Origin of the sequence: Methylocaldum sp. 14B (assembly GCF_002005105.1) — a bacterium.
Classification (GTDB): Bacteria; Pseudomonadota; Gammaproteobacteria; order Methylococcales; family Methylococcaceae; genus Methylocaldum.
This window is the reverse complement of sequence record NZ_MSCV01000001.1, coordinates 143,267-162,341: the sequence shown is the minus strand read 5'-3', so window position 1 is coordinate 162,341 and position 19,075 is coordinate 143,267. Positions and strand designations below refer to the sequence as shown.

Below are 19,075 nucleotides of genomic sequence, written 5' to 3'. Positions count from 1 at the left end.
TCAAAAATGGCGATCCAAAACTTATGCTAGGCTTTTATGCTGAAAATAAGCGTCATCGCACCGACTAAGGATCCTAAGTTTGGACGAGCTTTACACCGAATTATGCGTCCTACAAAGCCACCTGGGTAACCTCGTCGATCGCATTCGGCAGAACCAGATTAAATTGCATCGCTTCCAAACGCTGGAAATGACCTTGCTCACGCTGAACTCTCTGCGTGAACTGGTCGATCAGGTGTTGGAAGACACTCGCGTTCTATTCGAGCTTGACGCCGTTAGCTTCGTATTGGTCGACGAAAAAGGCGAACTCGAGCGCTTCCTCAGAGAGGATGGTCTAAACGTCGACAAGCAGCCAAATCTTATATTGCTGCCCAGCGGCGAAATCCTGGACCGTACGTTCCGCAAGACCTTAAGACCTTACCTAGGGTGCTACAAACCCGAAAAATGTGCCGCATTCTTCCCACGCCTTCCGGATACTTCGTCCAGCGTTGCACTCTTGCCTCTCTATCGTCGAGGCAAACTCATGGGGAGTTTAAATCTCGCCAGTACCGACACCATGCGCTTTTCCGAGCAGATGGCAACGGATTTTCTGGATCGGCTGGCCTGCGTGCTCAGCGTATGCCTGGAAAATACCTTGAACTTCGAACTGCTGCGACGAACCAGCCTTATCGACACGCTCACCGGCGTCAACAACCGGCGATATTTCGAACAACGCGTCAGTGAAGAAATCGACCGGGCACTACGCAGCGGCGAATGTCTGTCATGTTTATTTCTGGATATCGATCACTTCAAGACGATCAATGATACTTATGGGCATCAAAGCGGTGATCGGGTGCTGGTCGACGTGGCACAGACCATCCGCTCCATGCTGCGCAACAACGACGTGTTAGCGCGCTATGGCGGCGAGGAGTTCGTTGCGCTTCTTTCGACAGGAACGGGCAACCGGGCTGCCACCGATGTAGCAGAACGAATCCGCCAACGCATTGCCGATCGCGAGTTCTACGATAAGGATGGCGAGGCGCTGAAGATAAGTTTGTCTATCGGCGTAGCCACTTTGGACCCAACCAGGGTCAGCGGGATCGATGCCACCGAGGCCCGCCTTATCGAAGCAGCTGATATAGCTTTGTATCGAGCCAAAAACAATGGTCGAAATTGCGTAGTCAGCAACGGCTTTGTCGAACCGAGCTTTCAAGAAACATCGCAACAGTGCGTTGCCGGCTTCTAGCCAGCATTTCCCATACTTCTCCAATCGCAAACGGTATCTTCGGGAACGTCGGAGCCGATCTTTCAATCGCGAACCGACGCTTAATCGCCACCTTCCGCGCGCGGTAGCGTACCGTTTTTGCGCTGCGCCACGCACCGCTGCGACGAAGGGAAGAAATGTGGGTTAGAGCCGGAAAACACCTCCGGCTCTAACGGATAGCGCGAGTTTATTCGGCCGGCTCTTGCGATTCAGCGGGGTCTTCCTGAGGACCACCTTCCGGCTGCTGTTGCGAAGGATCCGCAGCAGGACTTTCCGACGGTTTTTCCGGCGCCGTGCCAGCACCGGGCTGCTGCGGCGAATCGATCGCAGGTTTCTCAGCCGGTTTCGGCTTCTCGAACTGCTCTATCTTCGCCTTGTTTTTCAGCTCTCCAATGTGTTGTTGCAGCCGTTGTGTCTGCATCATGGATCGCAGCTGGTCTTTGACGGCATCAAAGGGCGGTGGCGGCTGGTCGCGCGAATCTTCACGCAGGATCACGTGCCAACCGAACTGAGTTTGAACGGGCGTTTGGGTCAATTCGCCATTCTTTAAAGCAACTACCGCGTTTGCGAAAGGCGGCACCATCTGCTGCGGGTTAAACCAGCCCAAGTCGCCACCACTTCCCTTGGAGCCAGGATCCTTGGAAACTTTCTTCGCGATATCCGCGAACTTTTCCCCTTTTTGTAGTCGCTTAATGACGTCCTTCGCCGCCTGCTCGGTATCCACCAGAATGTGCCTGGCTTTGTACTCCGTCAACTTCATCGAACCAACGCGCTGGTCATATTCTTTCTTCAAATCTTCGTCGGAAATCGCAGCGCTGTTGATGAAATGTTCCGCGGCAATTTGCGACAAAACCATTCGATCGGCATTTTCCACGCGCGCGGCGTATTTCGGATCATTGGTCAGCTGCTGGGCCTCGGCCTCTTGGCGCAATAGTTCTCGTTTAATCAGTTCATCGATGATTTTTTCTTCCGATATCCCGTTGTCCCCGCGGCGCTGAGCCAGTTCCGCCGATAAGATATCGACTGCGGCTCTACTGATCGGTCTGCCGTTGACTACGGCGACTGAGTTTTCAGCCGTCGGGGCCTCAGTCGTGCTTGTCGCACCCTTTTGGCCATCAGTGCCAACGTTATTGCATCCCGCGATAACCAATACGCTGGCGATAGCGGCGACAAGTGAATATGTCTTCATTTACGCATTTCCTTTTTGTTGAAATTCAAGTGGAGTAAAAGCCTTCATACTGAAAGCGTGTATCTCTTTCTGCATCAAGTCGCCCAGCGCACGATAGACCAACTGGTGCCGCTGAACCGAACTCTTTCCTTCAAACATCTCAGACACGATAGTGGCGTAAAAATGCCCACCGCCGGTTTCCATGGCACCTGCATGGCCGGCGTGCGCCATACTATCGTCGGTAACTTCCAAATGTACCGGCGAGAGCACCTCTTCCAGTCGGCTCCTGATTTTTTCGACTCGACTTATCATTATGGAAGCACCTTCTTGAACGGTTTGATCGTCACCCGAGCATACACGCCCGCCAGACGATAAGGGTCCTCATCTGCCCATGCTTGAGCAGCTGCCAGACTGGAGAATTCGGCAACGATCAAGCTGCCGGTGAACCCGGCTTCGCCCGGATCTTCGCAATCGACAGCCGGATGGGGACCTGCCAAAATCAACCGCCCCTCGGCTTGCAGCGCTTTCAACCGATCGAGATGCGCAGGACGCGCTTCGAGACGATTTGGCAGACTTCCCTCAGCATCCTCACAAATAATGGCGTAGAGCAAAAAACTACTCCTCCGGATTGGGTTCGGGCAAAAAACGAGATAGATAGATGGACTGGGCAATGACAAACACGAACGTTAGCCCCAAAAGGCCGAAGAGCTTGAAGTTGACCCAAGTCTCTGTACTGAAATTGTAAATAACAAAAAGATTGACACCACCGAGCGCGACGAAGAACGCGGCCCAACTCAGATTCAATCGGCGCCAAACCAAATCCGGCAGTTCAATTTGATTACCGAGCATGCGCTCGATCAGTGTTCGCTTGCCGAATAGTTGACTACCGAGAAAGGCCATGCCGAACAGCCAATTGAGTACAGTCGGTTTCCACTTGATGAAAAGTTCATCTTTCAAGAATAAGGTTGCACCACCGAAGATAACGATGATTGCCAGCGAGACCAAATGCATAGGCTCGACTTTGCGCGTCTTTAACCACGTGACCGCCACTTGTACCGCAGTCGCTACGATAGCGGCGAGAGTTGCAGCGTAAATATCGGAAATCTTAAAAACGATAAAAAAGAGAAAAATCGGGAAAAAATCGAACAGCAATTTCATAGTTCGGGCATAGGTAAAAAAGAGATTAGGAGTCAGGCGTAGACGTCCACACCCAACATCTGGCTGAGAGCGCTTTTTGCCTCATATTGCGGCAAATCGAATTGTGCGCGATAGGCATTTAGCGCGTGCTTCGTTCTCGCGCTCAGTATCGTTTGGTATTGGGCAGTTCGTTGTTCCTCAGCTTCCTTCCTGAGTTGAGTCGGCTGGTTGAGGCGATCCAGGACGGCTTTCAATTCATCTGAAGACACGACGCCGCCTGCGCTATTGTCCCCCACATTAATACTGGCATTTTCTACGCCAGCCATTATCCTTGGATCAGCCGAAGTGACTCCTCGGACGGCTATAAGTTCCCGCTGCCGTTTGATTTCAGCGAGCGCGTAAGCAGAAATAGAGGCGGCTTTTTGAATATCCATGGTCGGACGGCGCCTGCGGCTTTACCTATTCATTCCCTTATAATAAATACTATTTCACAGAACATTATATCCGACAATACTTTGCAAGCCGGCAAACCGAAGCTTAACACATCGAAAGCGTATGCATGGCCAAGCACCATTCCGGAAGCGAGAAGCGTTCCCCAAGTTACCAGGGGCACTCCGGACGGAAGCTATTCCGAGGTTCCTCGGTCCAATCTTCAAACACATCCAAGCACTCAGAGCTATGAACGAACAAACCCGAATCGAACTGGAAGCGGCAGCTTTCCGACGGCTGCTGCAACATCTGCGCGATCGTTCCGACGTGCAAAACATCGATCTGATGATTTTGGCGGGCTTTTGCCGTAACTGCCTGGCCAAATGGTATAGCGCCGAGGCGAAGGAGCGCGGTATCGACATCGATTATCCGGCGGCGCAAGAAATCATTTACGGCATGCCGTATGCCGAATGGAAGGCCAAGTATCAAAAAGAGGCCACACCGGAGCAACTCAAGGCCATGGAGGAAATCCAACGCCGCAATGAAGCCGCCGGACATTAGCGGCAACGGCCCAAAGGTTTAGAACGTCCCGCCGTTCCAGCCCCATTGACTGCCTTTGATATCGGTAAATTCGATGTAGACCCGCGCTGGAGGAATGTCGAGCCGTTGTTCCAGCAAACTGCAAATTGAACGGGATAGCGATTTGATCTGGCCGGCGGGCAATCCGATGCTCTTGAGTTCCGCATAGGCTGCCGGCTCGCCGGTGCCGGCGAACAGCATAGGAACATCGCTGTTCAAACTCACCATGACGTAGGACTCTGGTTTTCCGAGCTCTTTGGCCAACAGGCGCGAAGCCGCCGTCAGCAGCGGCTCGCGCTGGTCGGGAGAAACTTCCCGATTAGTCTGTATCGTCAGATAAGGCATAGAAGAACTCCACTACTGGATAAGAAAATCGGTAAAAAAGAGATCCTTTAGTCCTTCGCCTGCGCCATATTTTTCCAGGGTTTTGGTGACATCCTGTAACGCCGCTTGACGAAGCTTCTCCCGCTCGTCCACAGCAGAAAGCTGCTCGGGATTGCGATTCGAAAAGAGCATAATCAACGCATGACGAATAGGCGGCATGTGCATTTTGATTTTTTCCGCATGCTCCTTGCTATCGATCAACAGTTGAATGTCGGCTCTAAGATAATGGCGTTTGCCCTCAAGATTTACCAGCACCGATTCTAAAGGCAAATATTCGACTCCACCGTCTCCTTCGCCGCTCATGCCATAACCTAACGGACTAAATAAAAAAAGAAACAAAGCCAGAATTTTCGATCTTCCCACGAGGTTCTCCAGTGGCTTTCGGTTAGCGTCTCGTCGCGTTCGCTCGATTATAGTTTAAAATCGTGGACCTTCAGTATTTCCGGCGGACGCCCATGAAATCATCTAAGCCGCTAGGGCCTGTGATGCTCGATCTACAGGGCCTAACCGTAAGCCCCGATGAAAAGGACAAATTGACCCACCCCGCCGCAGGCGGGCTCATTTTGTTCAGTCGGAACTACGAGTCGCCGAGGCAACTCATGAATCTCGTGGGGGAGATTCGCGCGTTACGCCCCGAAATTCTGATCGCAGTGGATCACGAGGGTGGTCGCGTACAACGCTTCCGCGAAGGATTTACACGATTGCCGCCCGCCGCCCGTTATCACGAGATAGCAAATGGGCAACCGGACCACTCCGAAGCAGCGGCCGAAACGGCCGGTTGGCTTATGGCGGCGGAACTTCGGGCCGTCGATATCGATTTCAGTTTCGCGCCCGTTTTGGATGTCGACTCGGGCGTCAGCGACATCATCGGCAATCGCGCGTTTTCCCGCGATCCTTTCGAAACCGCACAACTCGCCCGGGCTTTTGCGAGAGGTATGAGACGAGCCGGAATGCCATCCGTGGGCAAGCACTTTCCCGGTCATGGTGGCGTGGCGGAAGACTCCCATCTGGCACTGCCGATCGACCACCGCAGCATGGACGAAATCGAAAACCGCGATTTACTGCCATTCCGCGCCCTCATCGAATTCGGATTGGAGGGAATCATGCCGGCCCACGTGATTTACGCGGAAATCGATGAGCGGCCGGCCGGTTTTTCATCTTTTTGGATTCAAGAAGTTCTTCGCCGCCGGCTCGGATTCGACGGAACCGTGTTCAGCGACGACTTATCCATGGCCGGCGCAGCATTTGCCGGAAATCATGTTGACCGCGCCAGGCTAGCGCTCGAAGCGGGCTGCGACATGGTACTGGTCTGCAACATGCCCGACGCCGCCGGCGAAGTCCTCGAATCCTTGACGAATCATTCCAGCACAGAACGCGAGCCCCGCCTCCAGCGCATGCGGGGACGTTTTTCCATGGATCGTAATGCCTTATTGGCGAGCACTGACTGGCAGCGCGCCACAGAACTGATCGCATCTATCAACGAACAACCGGGACTCGCATGAACAAATCGGAAGAAATCGAACGAGTAATAGCCGAAGCCGACTGCCTTTTTTCGGAAAACGAGGTCAACTCGGCCCTCGACCGCATGGCGGCCGAGATCACTACACTCATCGGCGATAAGACCCCTTTGTTGCTCTCGGTTCTCAACGGCGGCATCATTCCCACCGCAGAGATTGCCCTGCGCCTGCGCTTCCCCTTGGAAATCGACTCCATCAAGGCCGGCCGCTACCAGGGAGAAACCCGCGGCAGCGAAATTCGCTGGCTCTTGAAGCCTAGCATCCCCCTCCGTGATCGGACAGTACTGATCATCGACGACATCCTGGATGAGGGCATCACCCTGGCTGAGATTCGGAAATACTGCCTCGAAGAAGGCGCCGAAGCCGTGTACACGGCTGTTGTCGTAGACAAGAAATTGAATAAGGAGAAACCTTGCCGAGCCGATTTCATCGGATTGGAAGCCGAAGATCGCTATTTGTTCGGATTCGGCATGGATTATAAAAGCTATCTTCGCAATTGGCCGGGCATCTTCGCCTGCAAGCACGTTTATCGATAAAGGGAGCTGTCATGACTTTAATGGCCATCATCGGGGGAACCGGTCTCACACGGCTCCCTGATCTCACGATTGTCCGGCGTGAGCGAATCGCCACGCCGTATGGAGATCCTTCTTCAGAACTGGTTTTTGGCCATTTTCATCAGCAAGAACTGGTGTTTCTGGCGCGCCATGGCAACCCGCACATCATTCCGCCACACAAGATCAATTACCGCGCAAACATCTGGGCGCTGAAAGAAGCCGGTGCGGCCAGCATTCTGGCGATAGCCGCGGTAGGAGGAATCCGCGCCGATATGGTGCCGGGAAAAATCGCCGTTCCAAACCAAATCATCGATTACACGTACGGACGGCCACACACGTTTTTCGAGACTGATCTCGAACTGGTAACCCACGTCGATTTCACTCACCCCTACAGTCCATGGTTGCGGGAAAAGATATTGACCGCAGCTCAAGTGGCGGGCGTCAGTATTATCGATGACGGCGTATACGGCTGTACCCAGGGGCCGCGGCTGGAAACCGCGGCGGAAATCAACCGCATGGAACGCGACGGCTGCGATCTCGTCGGAATGACCGGTATGCCGGAGGCCGCCCTGGCACGCGAACTCGGCATCGATTACGCCTGCTGCGCCGTGATTGCCAATTGGGCGGCGGGAAAAACGGCAGCCGAAATTACAATGATGGAAATCGAAGCGAACTTAGTGGCGGGAATGGCCGATTTAACATCCATCCTGAGGCATTTCGTTCAGGCATAAGACATCGGCAGATTAACCGCAGCCGCCAACCATGACCCTTACCGTCTTTTGCGTTCCGAAAAATTTCCCCTCGGACTCGGCGATGACCAATATGGCGCTTGTTTCGTTCATCTTTACGCGCAAGGAAGCAAATCCGTCGGTTCCGGGCTCGAAGCGAATCTGAGCCGCCAGCGGCGTGGGATTTTTCTCTACGAAAATGAGCATGCGCGAGGTGTTCGGCAGCCGGCTATCGACTGAAATCGGCACGATCGCGCCGTTCTCGGCCAGTTCCGGCACTTCGAAGGCAATTCGGTTGGTTTCAGCCCACGACGCTCCCGCCAACATATCCGAAAGCAGTCGGCTGAAACCGTTCTCCATCCGTTGAGGTGCTCTGGATTTCGCCACCCCAAAAACGACTTCCCAAGGTAATGTTAATGCCGCTACTAGCATTCGAACGAAGTTGCGTCTGGATTGCGTCATTTCGTATCCCTGCTTGAATCCAAGCGATCTAATGATTACCTTAACTTTGGCCCCGTTCGACCTGAGTCACTAAAATGTCCAGCATCAAGATACGCACCAAGCAGGAAGAAGGCCTAACCACCGTCCGCATGCTTATCACCCATCCGATGGAAACCGGACGCCGCTGGGATGAGCTGACGGAAAGAACCATTCCGGCTCACTTCATTCGAGAAGTCAGAATAGAGCACAATCAACGCTTGGTCGCAAGCTGTGAGCTAAGCACAGCCGTATCCAGAGATCCCTACATCTCAGTGAGATTCCGTGGCGGAAAAACGGGCGACAAGATTCGTGTCACCTGGGCGGACAATTTGGGAAACACCGACAGCGCCGAAAGCACCATCGGTTAAGGTTACGCAGCACCTTACAGTTCACGGGTTGCGCTGAAGCGAATATCCGGCCAGCGCTCCTGGGTAAGCTGCAGATTGACTCGGCTGCTGGCCAAATAAACCAAATAACCGCTGCCGTCTTCGGCCAGATTGTCGAAAACCTTGCGCTTGAATTCCTCCAGCTTCTTCGGATCATCACACCCGACCCAGCGTGCCGTGGTGACCGGTACGTTGTCGTAAACGCATTCGACGTTGTACTCCGATTTCAACCGGAAGGCCGTCACATCGAACTGTAGGACACCCACGGCGCCCAGAATAAGATCGTTATTCTTAAGCGGCCGAAAGAGCTGGGTCGCGCCCTCCTCGGTCAATTGCTGCAAGCCCTTTTGCAGGGCCTTCGCGCGGAGCGGATCTTTCAGCACCACCCGGCGGAACAACTCCGGCGCGAAATAAGGCACCCCTTCGTATTTGAGCGTCTCCCCCTGGCTGAACGTATCGCCCACCTGGATCGTGCCATGGTTATGCAAGCCGATGATGTCGCCCGGATACGCCTCTTCGACATTGGTTCGGGTATCGGCCTGGAACGTGATGGCATTGGCGATCTGGACCGTTTTGCCGATGCGGACGTGGTGCATTCGCATGCCCTTCACGTACTTGCCCGAGCAGATTCGCATAAAAGCGATGCGGTCGCGGTGCGCCGGGTCCATATTCGCCTGAATCTTGAAGACGAAGCCGGTGAACTTTTCTTCCTCGGGCCCCACGACGCGCTCGCGGGCTTGCCGCGCTTGAGGCGGTGGCGCATAGTCTGCAAACGCGTTCAATAGCTCCAGAACGCCGAAATTATTGATCGCCGAGCCGAAAAATACCGGAGTTTGCTTTCCGGCCAAGTAGGACTGGATGTCAAACTCGTGACTGGCGCCGCGCACCAGCTCGATCTCCATCCGCAACTCGTCTGCCTGATCTCCGAGTATCTCTTCCAACCGAGGGTTATCCAATCCCTGGATGACCTCCCCTTCGACGATGCGATCACCGTGAGACGGGCTGAACAACTGAATTGCGTCGTCATACAACTGATACACGCCTTTAAAGCGCTTGCCCATGCCGATGGGCCAAGTCATGGGCGCGCATTGAATCTTTAAAATGCGTTCGATCTCGTCCAACAATTCGATGGGCTCCCGCCCTTCGCGGTCGAGCTTGTTAATGAAGGTGAGGATCGGAGTATCCCGCAACCGGCAGACCTCCATGAGCTTAATGGTCCTTTCCTCGACACCCTTGGCGCTATCGATCACCATCAGGGCGGAGTCCACCGCCGTGAGCGTCCTATAAGTATCCTCGGAAAAATCCTCGTGTCCGGGAGTATCCAACAGATTGAAAATCTTATCCTTGTGCTCGAACTGCATGACCGAGGTCGTAACCGAGATTCCTCTCTGCTTTTCCATCTCCATCCAATCCGAGGTGGCGTGACGAGCCGCCTTGCGTCCTTTGACCGAGCCGGCCAACTGGATCGCGCCTCCGAACAGGAGGAGCTTTTCGGTCAATGTGGTTTTACCGGCGTCCGGGTGAGAGATGATGGCGAAAGTGCGGCGGCGGCTTAATTCCGAAAGAAATTCAGACATCGAAAATTGCAGCGAAAAATACAAATTATACCGCGCTCGCCACGACTAACGGCAGCAGAACACGACTTTGAAAGGGATTATGTTCTTGTCGGGCCGGCCAGTTTTGGGAGTTTGGACGAGCTATCGGTTACGCCGGTCGGCAGCCTCTTCCATTTTCCTGCCGAGCTTTTGGACGTCCTTGCCGAAGCCCGATACGGTATTGCACCCGACGAGCATTGCGATCATCAGCCACATCAGGACGCGAAAAGCGAATTTCCTCACAAGTATCCCCCGCAAAAAATTGATCCAATCACTATAGGGGCTAGTTGCGGCCCATTTCAATACCTTGTCACTTAGCTCGATACGGTACTTTCGAATCCCAGATTTTTCACCGTAATCAAGCGCGATTCCATGCCATGTTCGACGCAGTAGCGCGACTCTAGAAATTTCTAGTTTGGCACAGCGATATTTTCGCTTTCTTACAACAGTGTCGCGCAATAGCGACTAGCCTCATAGACCTCCCTCGGTGAACCTCCACAGACCATTCTTTACTGACTTCTTGGAAGCGGTTGAACGATTTTGCCCGTTTCTTAAGAGCGACATACGAAGCCCGAAAATATCGGCCAATGTCTCGCATTTGTTTACTTATTAAATGCTTATGAATATGGCCCAAATAATGCCTGAAGCCGAAGCGTGCCGAACAAGGGTTACACAAGAAAATCGTTAGGGACGATAAACACAATCGAGGCACCACGGATAACAAGCCAATGCCGTGCGCTATTGGGGGCTCTGGCGATCGTCAGGCTACGTGACCATAACCACTACCGTAAGCCGTGTAGTCATGAAGAAAAAGAATCGAATCTTCTATTCGCCACTGATTTCAACCGAAACCTCGATGCCCCCGCCGATCATTCCGCCAAAAGCGGTTCGACCTGAGAGCAGCGAAAGGTAGCAACGCGAAGCCAAGGTTCGACGGCAGTCATCCCGCGCAGGCGGGATTGTCAATCGAACCTTAAACGGCAAAACCTAGCGGAATAACTCCCTGCCTCAGGATTCCGGTCGATTTCATTCCACAAAAGACCGCTCTGTAGCAGCAGGCTTCCCGACGCGGCCTGATTCGTGACGCCCTGAAAAGGGACACCGGGACTGACTTCCTGAGAATTAGAGGAGGAGATTTCGAGAAACCGCTCGCATCTGCTTTCCATTACTAAGAGGAGCTAAAAAAATGAAGAAGCACTTGGTCTTGAGTCCGTTATACCTGTCTCTGGCCTTCTCGGGGGTAAGCCATACGGCCGTCGCCGAACGAAAATTGCCTGAAGACTTATTTCAGGACGTTTGGAACGCCATACCGGACACCTATCTGCCTCCTCAAGCCAAAAAAGGCAGACATCGTTCGGTCCGGCCTAATTTCGACAGACTCAAAGCAGATGCCATAAATCTGAATATTTTCAATGACACGCTTCTGGTCGCCGAGAAAGACCGTATCGTCGACAATGTTCAGGGGCATTCCGCCTGGGTTGGTCATCTGCAGGGCGAACCCGACAGCGAAGTCATTCTGGCTGTGATCGGAAAAGCCATGTCCGGAACCATCAAGCGGGGGAATGGTGAAATCTACGAGATCCTTGCCAACGATGATGATACTCATACCGTCCGGCAGGTGGACCCGAGAAAGATTCTGCCTCACAAACACCCGATTCCCGATGTTGAAATGGACCCAGATCTAGCCAACGCGCCGGCCAGTTCGGAAGCCGAGACGGCCGCCAATGAGCCGCCGATAGCCGCAGCCACGATCACCGATACGATCGTGGACCTGATGGTCGTCTATACGCCGAAGGCACGCGCCAATGCCGGCGGCACCTCGGGCATTCAAGCCAAGATCGTGAAAGCCGTCGAGGCCGCCAATCAAGCCTATATCAACAGCAAAGTTCATATGAAGCTCAACCTGGTGCGCATGGCTGAGGTCAACTACACGGAAAGCGGCGATATGGCCCGCACGCTTAATGATCTTCGCGGCACAACGGACGGCAAGATGGACGTCGTACATTCCTGGCGCAATCAATACGGTGCTGATCAAGTGACCCTGGTTTCCGCCGACGCAAATTACTGCGGTATCGCCTATCAAATGACGCGGCTGAGTAGCTCCTTTGCACCTTATGCGTTCGCTGTCGTGCATGACGACTCAAGAGCGTACTGTCTCGCCGCGCAAACTCTGGCGCACGAACTGGGCCATAACCAGGGCAACGCGCATGACCGCGCCAACTCCAGCTATGCCGGCATTTATTCCTACTCTTATGGGCATCGTCTGTGCCAAAGCGGCGGTTTCCGGACGGTTATGTCTTACGCCTGCACCGGGGCAACGCGCATTTCGAATTTCGCCAATCCTAGCGTTTACTACAACGGCAAACCCACAGGAATCGATCCGAACATAAATCCCTCAAAGGCCGCGGCGACCGCCTGGTCGATGGAGAAAGCCCGATCCACGGTTGCCGCGTGGCGTGCCAGTAAAGTGGCCGCTTCCGCTCCGGCGACTCCAAGCAGGCTGGCAGCTTTCTCTCAATCCGACGATGGAATCAATCTTCGCTGGATGGATAACTCGGATAACGAGGAGGGATTCAAAGTGGAGCGCTCCCGCGATGGAGTCAACTGGGAAGAGGTAGCGTTACTCGGCTCCGACATCACCAGTTTCTCAGACACAGGACTCAACCCGAACAGCGAGTACTCGTATCGCGTATCGGCCTATAACGGCATAGCCGAGTCCAGCCCCAGTGAAGTCGTGACAACGGCAACAGCGTCGGTTGTCAATGGCGTTACGGGAAGGACCGACAACGACGCCGATAATGAGCGTCGGCGATATCGCTTTGGTCGCCGCATTTGATCGAATGTCGAATATCGTAGCCTTACGCTTTATCTAATCTTGATCGAGTAGCACCGGCTGGAATCTGCCACTGAGGCAAAAATTCGTTATCTAAGTACATTCAGGGAAGTCTTGCGGCATAGGCAACCTGCAGGACAACCCCACCAATCTGTCGAGATTCCGCAAATATTTACGGAATGTACTTAGGGCATTTTCATACCTACTGTACGGGCACTCGCGAGTAGGTCGGGAATCCCTTCCAATCGCAAACGGTCGCTTTAGTCGCGACCCTTCCAATCGCAAACGGCGTCTTCGGGAAGGGCGTGGCCGGCGCTCCCGGCCAGGCCGTTTGCGATTGGAAGGGTCATCCCAGCGCTCCTGGGATGACCGTTTGCGATTGGAGCGCCGAAGCCCCCCTTCCCGACACCATGTCCCGGCCGAGCGTCTTCGTCGGAAGGGTCGCGGCTAAAGCGACCGTTTGCGATTGGGAAGGGATTGCCGACCTACGAATGCTTGAATCCATTCACCCTAGCCGAAGGCGCCAACGACTTCGGCCAAGCCTGTTTTGTCGGACGAGCGAGATAAAAACGCTCTAAGCCCGAACTATCATACGTATCCATCAAAGGGTGCCCGTATGACAGTTCGGGTGAATCGAGTCAGGACTGCAAACCGCTCCGCTCTTAGCCATTCCAAGACGATCTTCCTAGTGTCGCCAGCCGGAATAATCGGACAAATCGCCGCTGGATAACGCGTTTTTCTCGTTTTTCCTGGAAATGGACAGTGACACATGCCACATGGCTGTTGCCGAATGGAGACATGTTTTGCCCGGCCACTCCATGGAACCGGTCATTTTCTGACTCAAGTCCTGCTCTGCATACAAGAGATTCAAGGATTCGCCAGGCCGATCATCAACGAACATCGGATTGGCATACGGCGTGCTAAACCGCCATGGCACCGGATAACGTTTGACGTGTCAGCCACTCCGGTGTCATAGCAACGCTACAAACTCAAAAGAAGCTGCGATTCGCTTAACCTGTGCCCAAGGGGGGTACGGGCAGCAATGCATCGTTTATCCGAAGGTGAGGAGCCACCCGGCGAACGATTACGGCCACTGATAAAAAACAACAATCAATGCCTACATGAAACAATCTACAACACTTTTTTGCCGACTCAATCACACAAATTCCCTAGATTTAGACCAATCTTATTTCTACAGAAAAATCGAGCCGCTGACCTAATGCCGCTTGATCTGAAAAAGGCAAAACCATCGAAAGGTGGTGGCGCAAAGTTACCGGTCTACGGGAGCCAGGCTCCTATGACAGCGGGATTGCCAGCTCAAGCCAAAGGTTGCTTTGGTTTGTCTCATCCCCGCGGGTTCCCAGAGACCATCGCCGTCAACTCGACTCTTAGGGGACCACAACGTGAGCAACAAGACTCAGCATTCTAAGTTCACCGCTGCGCGCCGCAAAAATATCCTCGGACTGGCTGGCGTATTTGCAGCCTTAACGTCTATTGTGGGTGTCGTCCATGCGGCGCCGCCGCAGCGCTTATTCAGCGACACGAATCTGACCCTGCCCACGCAGGCCAAGGCGCAGATCAAAGCCATCAAGGGCCGCAGCCGGGGCGTAGCCATCGACTTCAACGCGGTGAAGGCCGATACGCTCACCCTCGAACTGCTCAACGACACCACGGTTACCGCCATCCGCGATCGTATCGAAGACATCGACGGCCGTTTGTCCTGGGTCGGTCATATCGAAGGGCAAGAAGGCAGCAGCGAGGTGATCCTCGCCGTTCGGGGGCAGGCGATGTTCGGAACCGTCGTGATGGACGACGGCAGAATGTTCGAGATCGCCTACGCCGGCAATAAAACGCATGCCGTCCGCCAGATCGATCCCAACAAGACCGCTCCGCATTCGGAACCCCTCGCGCCGGATATTAATGCCGCCGGTGAATTGGCCGGTACAACGACATCCTCGACTAGCCCGTCCACCGCAGCCGCCAGCACCGGCCAAGTCATCGATCTGCTGGTGGTCTACACGCCTCAGGCCCGCGTGAATGCTGGCGGCGTCTCGGGCATAGAAGCCAAGATTATTAACGCCGTTACCAAGGCCAATCAGGCCTACCTGAACAGTCAGGTGGACATGCAGTTGAACTTGGTAAAAATGGCCGAAGTCAGCTATACCGAGACGGGCAACATGTCGACCAGCTTGTCGGATGTCACCGGCACCAGCGATGGCAAAATGGATGAGGTACACTCCTTACGCAACCAGTACGGCGCCGATCAGGTGGCGCTTATAACCGCTGAAAGCAACTACTGCGGCATCGCCTACGTGATGAATAGCCTGGGTTCCTGGTTCGCTCCGTATGCGTTCGCCGTCGTGCATGACGATTCCAAATACAACTGCCTCGGCAACGATACCCTGGCGCATGAATTGGGCCACAATCAGGGCAACATGCACGACCCGGACAATTCCGCCTACGCCGGCGTGTACCCCTACTCTTATGGTTACCGGATCTGCGGCGTGTTCCACGATGTCATGTCCTACAGTTGCAGTTCGCCACGAATCTCGCACTTTTCTAATCCTAACGTTTATTACAATGGCCAGCCGACCGGGGTGGCGAACTACCAGGACACCGCCCGTTCCATGAATGGCACCAGCGCCACCGTCGCCAGTTTCCGGTCCTCGACCACGACCACCACGACGCCCACGGTTCCGACTGCCCCCACAAGTTTGGCGGCGACTACTCAATCATCCAGCAGTATCGCCTTGACGTGGACGGATAAGTCTAGCGACGAAACCGGATTCAAGGTGCAGCGCTCGCTGGATGGCGTCAATTGGAGCGAAGTCGCTTCGCTCGGCAGCAACGTCACGAGTTTCACCAATACTGGCCTCAGCGCCAGCACCACTTATTCTTACCGTGTCTACGCCTACAACAGCGTCGGCAACTCCGCCTTCTCCAATACCGCCTCGGCGACCACCTCGGCTAACAGCGTCGACACAACTCCGCCCACGGTTAAAATCACCAGCCCCTCCAATGGCGTGAAGGTCGGTAACTCGACAAAAATTACCGGCACTGGCAGCGATAACGTCAAATTGCAGGGGCTGAAGCTGGCCATCGACGGCGCCGTGCGAGCTTCAACCAGCGGCGGCTCGATCTCCTATAACTGGAACACCCGCAGCATCGCGAAGGGCACGCACACGATCACGCTGACTGGCACCGATGCGGCGGGTAACACCAATCAAACGTCGATTCAGATTTACAAATGAAAAGGAATTGCAGGATTGCCTAGGGGTTGACAGAAAAGGTTTCTGCCAAAAAAACGGATATTCTTCAGCAAACCTCAAAGAAAAAGCCGTCCCAATGGGACGGCTTTTTAGTTTGCCTGATCAGAAGTCTTTGTGATCTTTTCAGAGCTATGCCTTTTTTCTTCTCCAATTCCTAAAGCCTAGACCAAGCAGACCGGCTCCCAAGAGTGATAAGATGCTCGGCTCTGGAACGGTTATATCGGGCGGTGGAGGAGGAGGCGTAGTTGGAACCGATATGTCACCGAGCACTTTGTCAGAACCTTGTCCATTTGAACCAACCTCCTGAAAACGTGCGTAGCAGCTTGTGCTCGCATAGCAGTCATCCAAAGTGTTGATAAATGCGCTAGTGATGCCAGCTCCATCCAAAATAGGATCTGTGATGAAATCAAGCGAGACTTGCGCAGTTAAGCCTTCGGTAAGCCCGCCATTCGGATTTCCACCCGAGAAATTACTGTTCAACGCGATAGCGATATCGACTTGGTTATACGGATTTAAGGTCACATTGAATAACAGATTAGGGAAATAGCCCGATAGATCTTCATAAGTTCCCGCTACAACACTCACACCCGTTGGCAGGTCGAAGCCGAATCCCATAAGTGTCGAACCTATGTTTGTGGGGGTAAGATTCGCTATATCCAATAACAAATTGAACTCACCAGGAGGCGGAGCAATGTCGGTGAACGTAAAGCCCACGCTCGCTTTCGATCCGGTATTTTCAGTGCTGCCGTATTGACTGTCGTAATTCAAGGTAAACGCCGGCGTAGCACTAGCATCAACTCCCCCTATAAGAAGGAGCCCGCCAAATAAAATTTTTAGAATTTTCATAGTCATTTCTCGTTGTAGTATCTCTCCACAAAACGTCGACTGCATCAAGTGTGCCACCCCAAAGAGACCAACGAGTATATATGCGGGGATCTGATGTCAGAGCTGGGGTCAGGCTTTTATTATTTGGTTTGCATGCTATTGTTACCGTAGTTTTCGATAAGGCTTAGCTTCATGGCCAGAAAACCCCGCATCCACATCCCCGGCGCTGTCTATCACGTCATGCTCCGCGGCAATGCCGGACAGCCTATCTTTTTTCACGATGAGGACAGAGACGTTTTCGAGGAATTGGTTGGCGAGGGCGTCTCCCGTTTCGGTCACCGTATTCACGCCTACTGCTGGATGCCGAACCATGTCCACTTGGCGGTTCAAATTGGCGATGTGTCGCTTTCAAAAACCATGCAACACCTGGCTTTTCGTTATACGCGGTGGATCAACAAGCGCGAAAACCGGATCGGCCATCTGTTCCAGGGCCGATTCAAGGCGATCCTGATCGATGCCGATGCTTATCTGCTCGAACTTGTTCGCTATATCCATCTCAATCCAGTCCGGGCAAATTTAGTCCACGATCCTGCCGAGTATCATTGGAGCGGACATCGAGCTTACCTCGACCTAGATCGCGTTAGCTGGCTTACGACAGAGTGGATCTATTCCCAGTTGGCTCAAGATGTGGCGACAGCACGGGAGCGTTACGCACGTTTCATCGCGGGAGGATTGGACGAGGGTCATCGGGAAGATTTCCATAGAGGCACGGTGGAGGGGCGCATACTCGGGGATGAATATTTCGCCGAGAATGCGCTAAGGCAGTCCGATAAGGCATCACGAGCACAAATTAAACTTGAATCGATCATTAGCGTAGTCTGTGCGGCTCGCAAGATGGATTTGGATCAAATCAGCGGTGCAGACCGTGGCCGAGCGGGCGCCGCGGCTCGTGCGCTGATCGCGTACTTAGCATTGGAACTCGGCGCTGCCACCTTGACTGAGGTCGGCAACTTCCTCAACCGCGATATATCGACCTTGAGCACGGCGGTCAGTCGCTTACGGGAGCGCATAAAGCAAGAATCCGAATTGGCAGCGGAAGCCAAACGATTGATGAATCTTTTGGCCATTAACAAAATTAACAAAGCCTGACCCTTCATATTTTGCCGGTTCGCAGGCCATGTAAATTTTCATCCCACGCTTCTGGCGTTACGCACTGCTCTTAATATGTAAAAATTCTTGACACACTCAGAATGAAAACCGAAGCCAACAGGCTCTTAGCGTCAAATGAATCAGTGGTTTTTGACAAAATTGTGAATTAAAACAAAGCCATAAGGCCGTAAATTTTGTTGACAATTACACTCAGAAAAACGCGCACACAGGCAAGGTATCCGCAACATGGACCGGATGCGTGATATAAATCAATAGCTGCGACGGCTTTTTTTTGCGATCTCTTTAAGCCAAGAAACGAATGACTGAAAGCGACATCGATAAAAACTTGCGTACTATCGCTCAAGTCCTAGCGATCTCCGCAACCAAGCGACACATCTTTCTCTGCTGTGATCAGACCAAGCCAAAGTGTTGCCGCAAAGAAGAGGGGCTTGAATCCTGGGAATATTTAAAGCGCCGACTGGATGAGTTAAAGCTGACCGGCTCGGCCGGAATCCAGCGTACCAAGGCCAATTGTCTGCGGGTGTGCCGTCATGGGCCGATTGCAGTTGTCTATCCGGAGGGCGTTTGGTACCACTCCTGTACGCCAGAAGTTCTCGAGCGAATCATTCAAGAACATCTCATCGGCGGAAAGCCGGTAACCGAGTATGCGTTTGCCATGCGGCAAGCTGAAGACTAAATTCTATTAGGCTGGCGGCGCCGATGAGTGTCAATGCCTACGATGTCAGACCGGCTACGCAGTAATCAGCCTATGCCGGTAGCCATGCGATATCGAGAACTTCTA

The 19,075-nt window shown here is 53.5% G+C and carries 21 protein-coding genes and 1 riboswitch; of the genes, 10 read left to right on the top strand and 11 right to left on the bottom strand.

The features are described 5' to 3' along the window. Nucleotides 1-79 precede the first annotated feature (79 nt). On the top strand, nucleotides 80-1,222 hold the full coding sequence (locus B2A78_RS00795) for a sensor domain-containing diguanylate cyclase (RefSeq protein ID WP_077727990.1): 1,143 nt from the start codon (nucleotides 80-82) through the stop codon (nucleotides 1,220-1,222). Nucleotides 1,223-1,427: 205 nt separating this feature from the next. Here B2A78_RS00795 and B2A78_RS00790 read toward each other — a convergent pair whose 3' ends face one another. Genes B2A78_RS00790 through B2A78_RS00770 form a run of 5 tightly spaced genes read right to left on the bottom strand, consistent with a single transcriptional unit; the run spans nucleotide 1,428 to nucleotide 3,979 of the window. Further along, the gene (locus B2A78_RS00790) at nucleotides 1,428-2,429 is read right to left on the bottom strand and encodes a peptidylprolyl isomerase (RefSeq protein WP_077727989.1); all 1,002 of its coding nucleotides are present in this window, start codon (nucleotides 2,427-2,429) and stop codon (nucleotides 1,428-1,430) included. Continuing rightward, on the bottom strand, nucleotides 2,430-2,720 hold the full coding sequence (locus B2A78_RS00785) for a BolA family protein (RefSeq protein WP_077727988.1): 291 nt from the start codon (nucleotides 2,718-2,720) through the stop codon (nucleotides 2,430-2,432). Then, on the bottom strand, nucleotides 2,720-3,019 hold the full coding sequence (locus B2A78_RS00780; protein ID WP_077727987.1) for a YciI family protein: 300 nt from the start codon (nucleotides 3,017-3,019) through the stop codon (nucleotides 2,720-2,722). Before B2A78_RS00780 ends, B2A78_RS00785 begins: the two co-directional genes overlap by 1 nt. Before the next feature lie 4 nt (nucleotides 3,020-3,023). After that, nucleotides 3,024-3,566, bottom strand: a complete 543-nt coding sequence (locus B2A78_RS00775; protein WP_077727986.1) for a septation protein A — start codon at nucleotides 3,564-3,566, stop codon at nucleotides 3,024-3,026. A 32-nt stretch (nucleotides 3,567-3,598) separates the two neighbouring features. Continuing rightward, nucleotides 3,599-3,979, bottom strand: a complete 381-nt coding sequence (locus B2A78_RS00770) for a hypothetical protein (protein WP_077727985.1) — start codon at nucleotides 3,977-3,979, stop codon at nucleotides 3,599-3,601. Between the two features lie 244 nt (nucleotides 3,980-4,223). Between B2A78_RS00770 and B2A78_RS00765 the strand changes: the two genes are divergently transcribed. After that, nucleotides 4,224-4,535, top strand: a complete 312-nt coding sequence (locus B2A78_RS00765) for a DUF1244 domain-containing protein (protein WP_077727984.1) — start codon at nucleotides 4,224-4,226, stop codon at nucleotides 4,533-4,535. Nucleotides 4,536-4,553: 18 nt separating this feature from the next. Here B2A78_RS00765 and B2A78_RS00760 read toward each other — a convergent pair whose 3' ends face one another. Both B2A78_RS00760 and B2A78_RS00755 read right to left on the bottom strand, forming a co-directional pair. After that, nucleotides 4,554-4,898, bottom strand: coding sequence for a phenylpyruvate tautomerase MIF-related protein (locus tag B2A78_RS00760; RefSeq protein ID WP_077727983.1), 345 nt, complete (start codon nucleotides 4,896-4,898; stop codon nucleotides 4,554-4,556). Between the two features lie 12 nt (nucleotides 4,899-4,910). Continuing rightward, nucleotides 4,911-5,300 carry a flagellar basal body-associated FliL family protein gene (locus B2A78_RS00755; protein ID WP_077727982.1) on the bottom strand — a complete coding sequence of 130 codons (390 nt, stop codon included), beginning with the start codon at nucleotides 5,298-5,300 and terminating at the stop codon, nucleotides 4,911-4,913. Between the two features lie 92 nt (nucleotides 5,301-5,392). Between B2A78_RS00755 and nagZ the strand changes: the two genes are divergently transcribed. Genes nagZ through B2A78_RS00740 form a run of 3 tightly spaced genes read left to right on the top strand, consistent with a single transcriptional unit; the run spans nucleotide 5,393 to nucleotide 7,739 of the window. After that, on the top strand, nucleotides 5,393-6,439 hold the full coding sequence (gene nagZ, locus B2A78_RS00750; protein ID WP_240502356.1) for a beta-N-acetylhexosaminidase: 1,047 nt from the start codon (nucleotides 5,393-5,395) through the stop codon (nucleotides 6,437-6,439). Further along, entirely contained in the window at nucleotides 6,436-6,990 is a 555-nt protein-coding gene (locus B2A78_RS00745; RefSeq protein WP_077727980.1) for a hypoxanthine-guanine phosphoribosyltransferase, read from the top strand. The genes nagZ and B2A78_RS00745 overlap by 4 nt, the downstream gene beginning before the upstream one ends. A gap of 11 nt (nucleotides 6,991-7,001) precedes the next feature. Further along, complete coding sequence (locus B2A78_RS00740) at nucleotides 7,002-7,739, top strand: S-methyl-5'-thioinosine phosphorylase (RefSeq protein ID WP_077727979.1); 738 nt, start codon at nucleotides 7,002-7,004, stop codon at nucleotides 7,737-7,739. Nucleotides 7,740-7,751: 12 nt separating this feature from the next. On the opposite strand, the gene B2A78_RS00735 is transcribed toward B2A78_RS00740, so the two are convergent. Further along, nucleotides 7,752-8,198 carry a thiosulfate oxidation carrier protein SoxY gene (locus tag B2A78_RS00735; protein ID WP_077727978.1) on the bottom strand — a complete coding sequence of 149 codons (447 nt, stop codon included), beginning with the start codon at nucleotides 8,196-8,198 and terminating at the stop codon, nucleotides 7,752-7,754. A gap of 74 nt (nucleotides 8,199-8,272) precedes the next feature. Between B2A78_RS00735 and soxZ the strand changes: the two genes are divergently transcribed. Further along, on the top strand, nucleotides 8,273-8,584 hold the full coding sequence (soxZ, locus tag B2A78_RS00730; protein WP_205780632.1) for a thiosulfate oxidation carrier complex protein SoxZ: 312 nt from the start codon (nucleotides 8,273-8,275) through the stop codon (nucleotides 8,582-8,584). A gap of 14 nt (nucleotides 8,585-8,598) precedes the next feature. On the opposite strand, the gene B2A78_RS00725 is transcribed toward soxZ, so the two are convergent. After that, complete coding sequence (locus B2A78_RS00725; protein ID WP_077728120.1) at nucleotides 8,599-10,179, bottom strand: peptide chain release factor 3; 1,581 nt, start codon at nucleotides 10,177-10,179, stop codon at nucleotides 8,599-8,601. A 120-nt stretch (nucleotides 10,180-10,299) separates the two neighbouring features. Then, nucleotides 10,300-10,395 carry an entericidin A/B family lipoprotein gene (locus B2A78_RS00720; protein WP_240502365.1) on the bottom strand — a complete coding sequence of 32 codons (96 nt, stop codon included), beginning with the start codon at nucleotides 10,393-10,395 and terminating at the stop codon, nucleotides 10,300-10,302. 988 nt (nucleotides 10,396-11,383) lie between these two features. On the opposite strand from B2A78_RS00720, the gene B2A78_RS00715 reads away from it, so the two are divergent. Continuing rightward, entirely contained in the window at nucleotides 11,384-13,033 is a 1,650-nt protein-coding gene (locus B2A78_RS00715; RefSeq protein ID WP_077727976.1) for a M12 family metallo-peptidase, read from the top strand. Nucleotides 13,034-14,259: 1,226 nt separating this feature from the next. Beyond that, a riboswitch (cyclic di-GMP riboswitch) is annotated at nucleotides 14,260-14,347 on the top strand. An 86-nt stretch (nucleotides 14,348-14,433) separates the two neighbouring features. Beyond that, nucleotides 14,434-16,281 (top strand): reprolysin-like metallopeptidase, encoded by a 1,848-nt coding sequence (locus tag B2A78_RS00705; protein WP_139841027.1) that lies wholly within the window; start codon nucleotides 14,434-14,436, stop codon nucleotides 16,279-16,281. 147 nt (nucleotides 16,282-16,428) lie between these two features. Here B2A78_RS00705 and B2A78_RS00700 read toward each other — a convergent pair whose 3' ends face one another. After that, entirely contained in the window at nucleotides 16,429-17,145 is a 717-nt protein-coding gene (locus tag B2A78_RS00700; protein WP_168175311.1) for a cistern family PEP-CTERM protein, read from the bottom strand. A 171-nt stretch (nucleotides 17,146-17,316) separates the two neighbouring features. Between B2A78_RS00700 and B2A78_RS00695 the strand changes: the two genes are divergently transcribed. Then, nucleotides 17,317-18,273 carry a transposase gene (locus tag B2A78_RS00695; protein ID WP_077727972.1) on the top strand — a complete coding sequence of 319 codons (957 nt, stop codon included), beginning with the start codon at nucleotides 17,317-17,319 and terminating at the stop codon, nucleotides 18,271-18,273. A gap of 319 nt (nucleotides 18,274-18,592) precedes the next feature. Further along, a complete protein-coding gene (locus B2A78_RS00690) occupies nucleotides 18,593-18,970 on the top strand; it encodes a ferredoxin (RefSeq protein WP_077727971.1) in 378 nt (125 codons plus the stop codon). Nucleotides 18,971-19,075 lie beyond the last annotated feature (105 nt).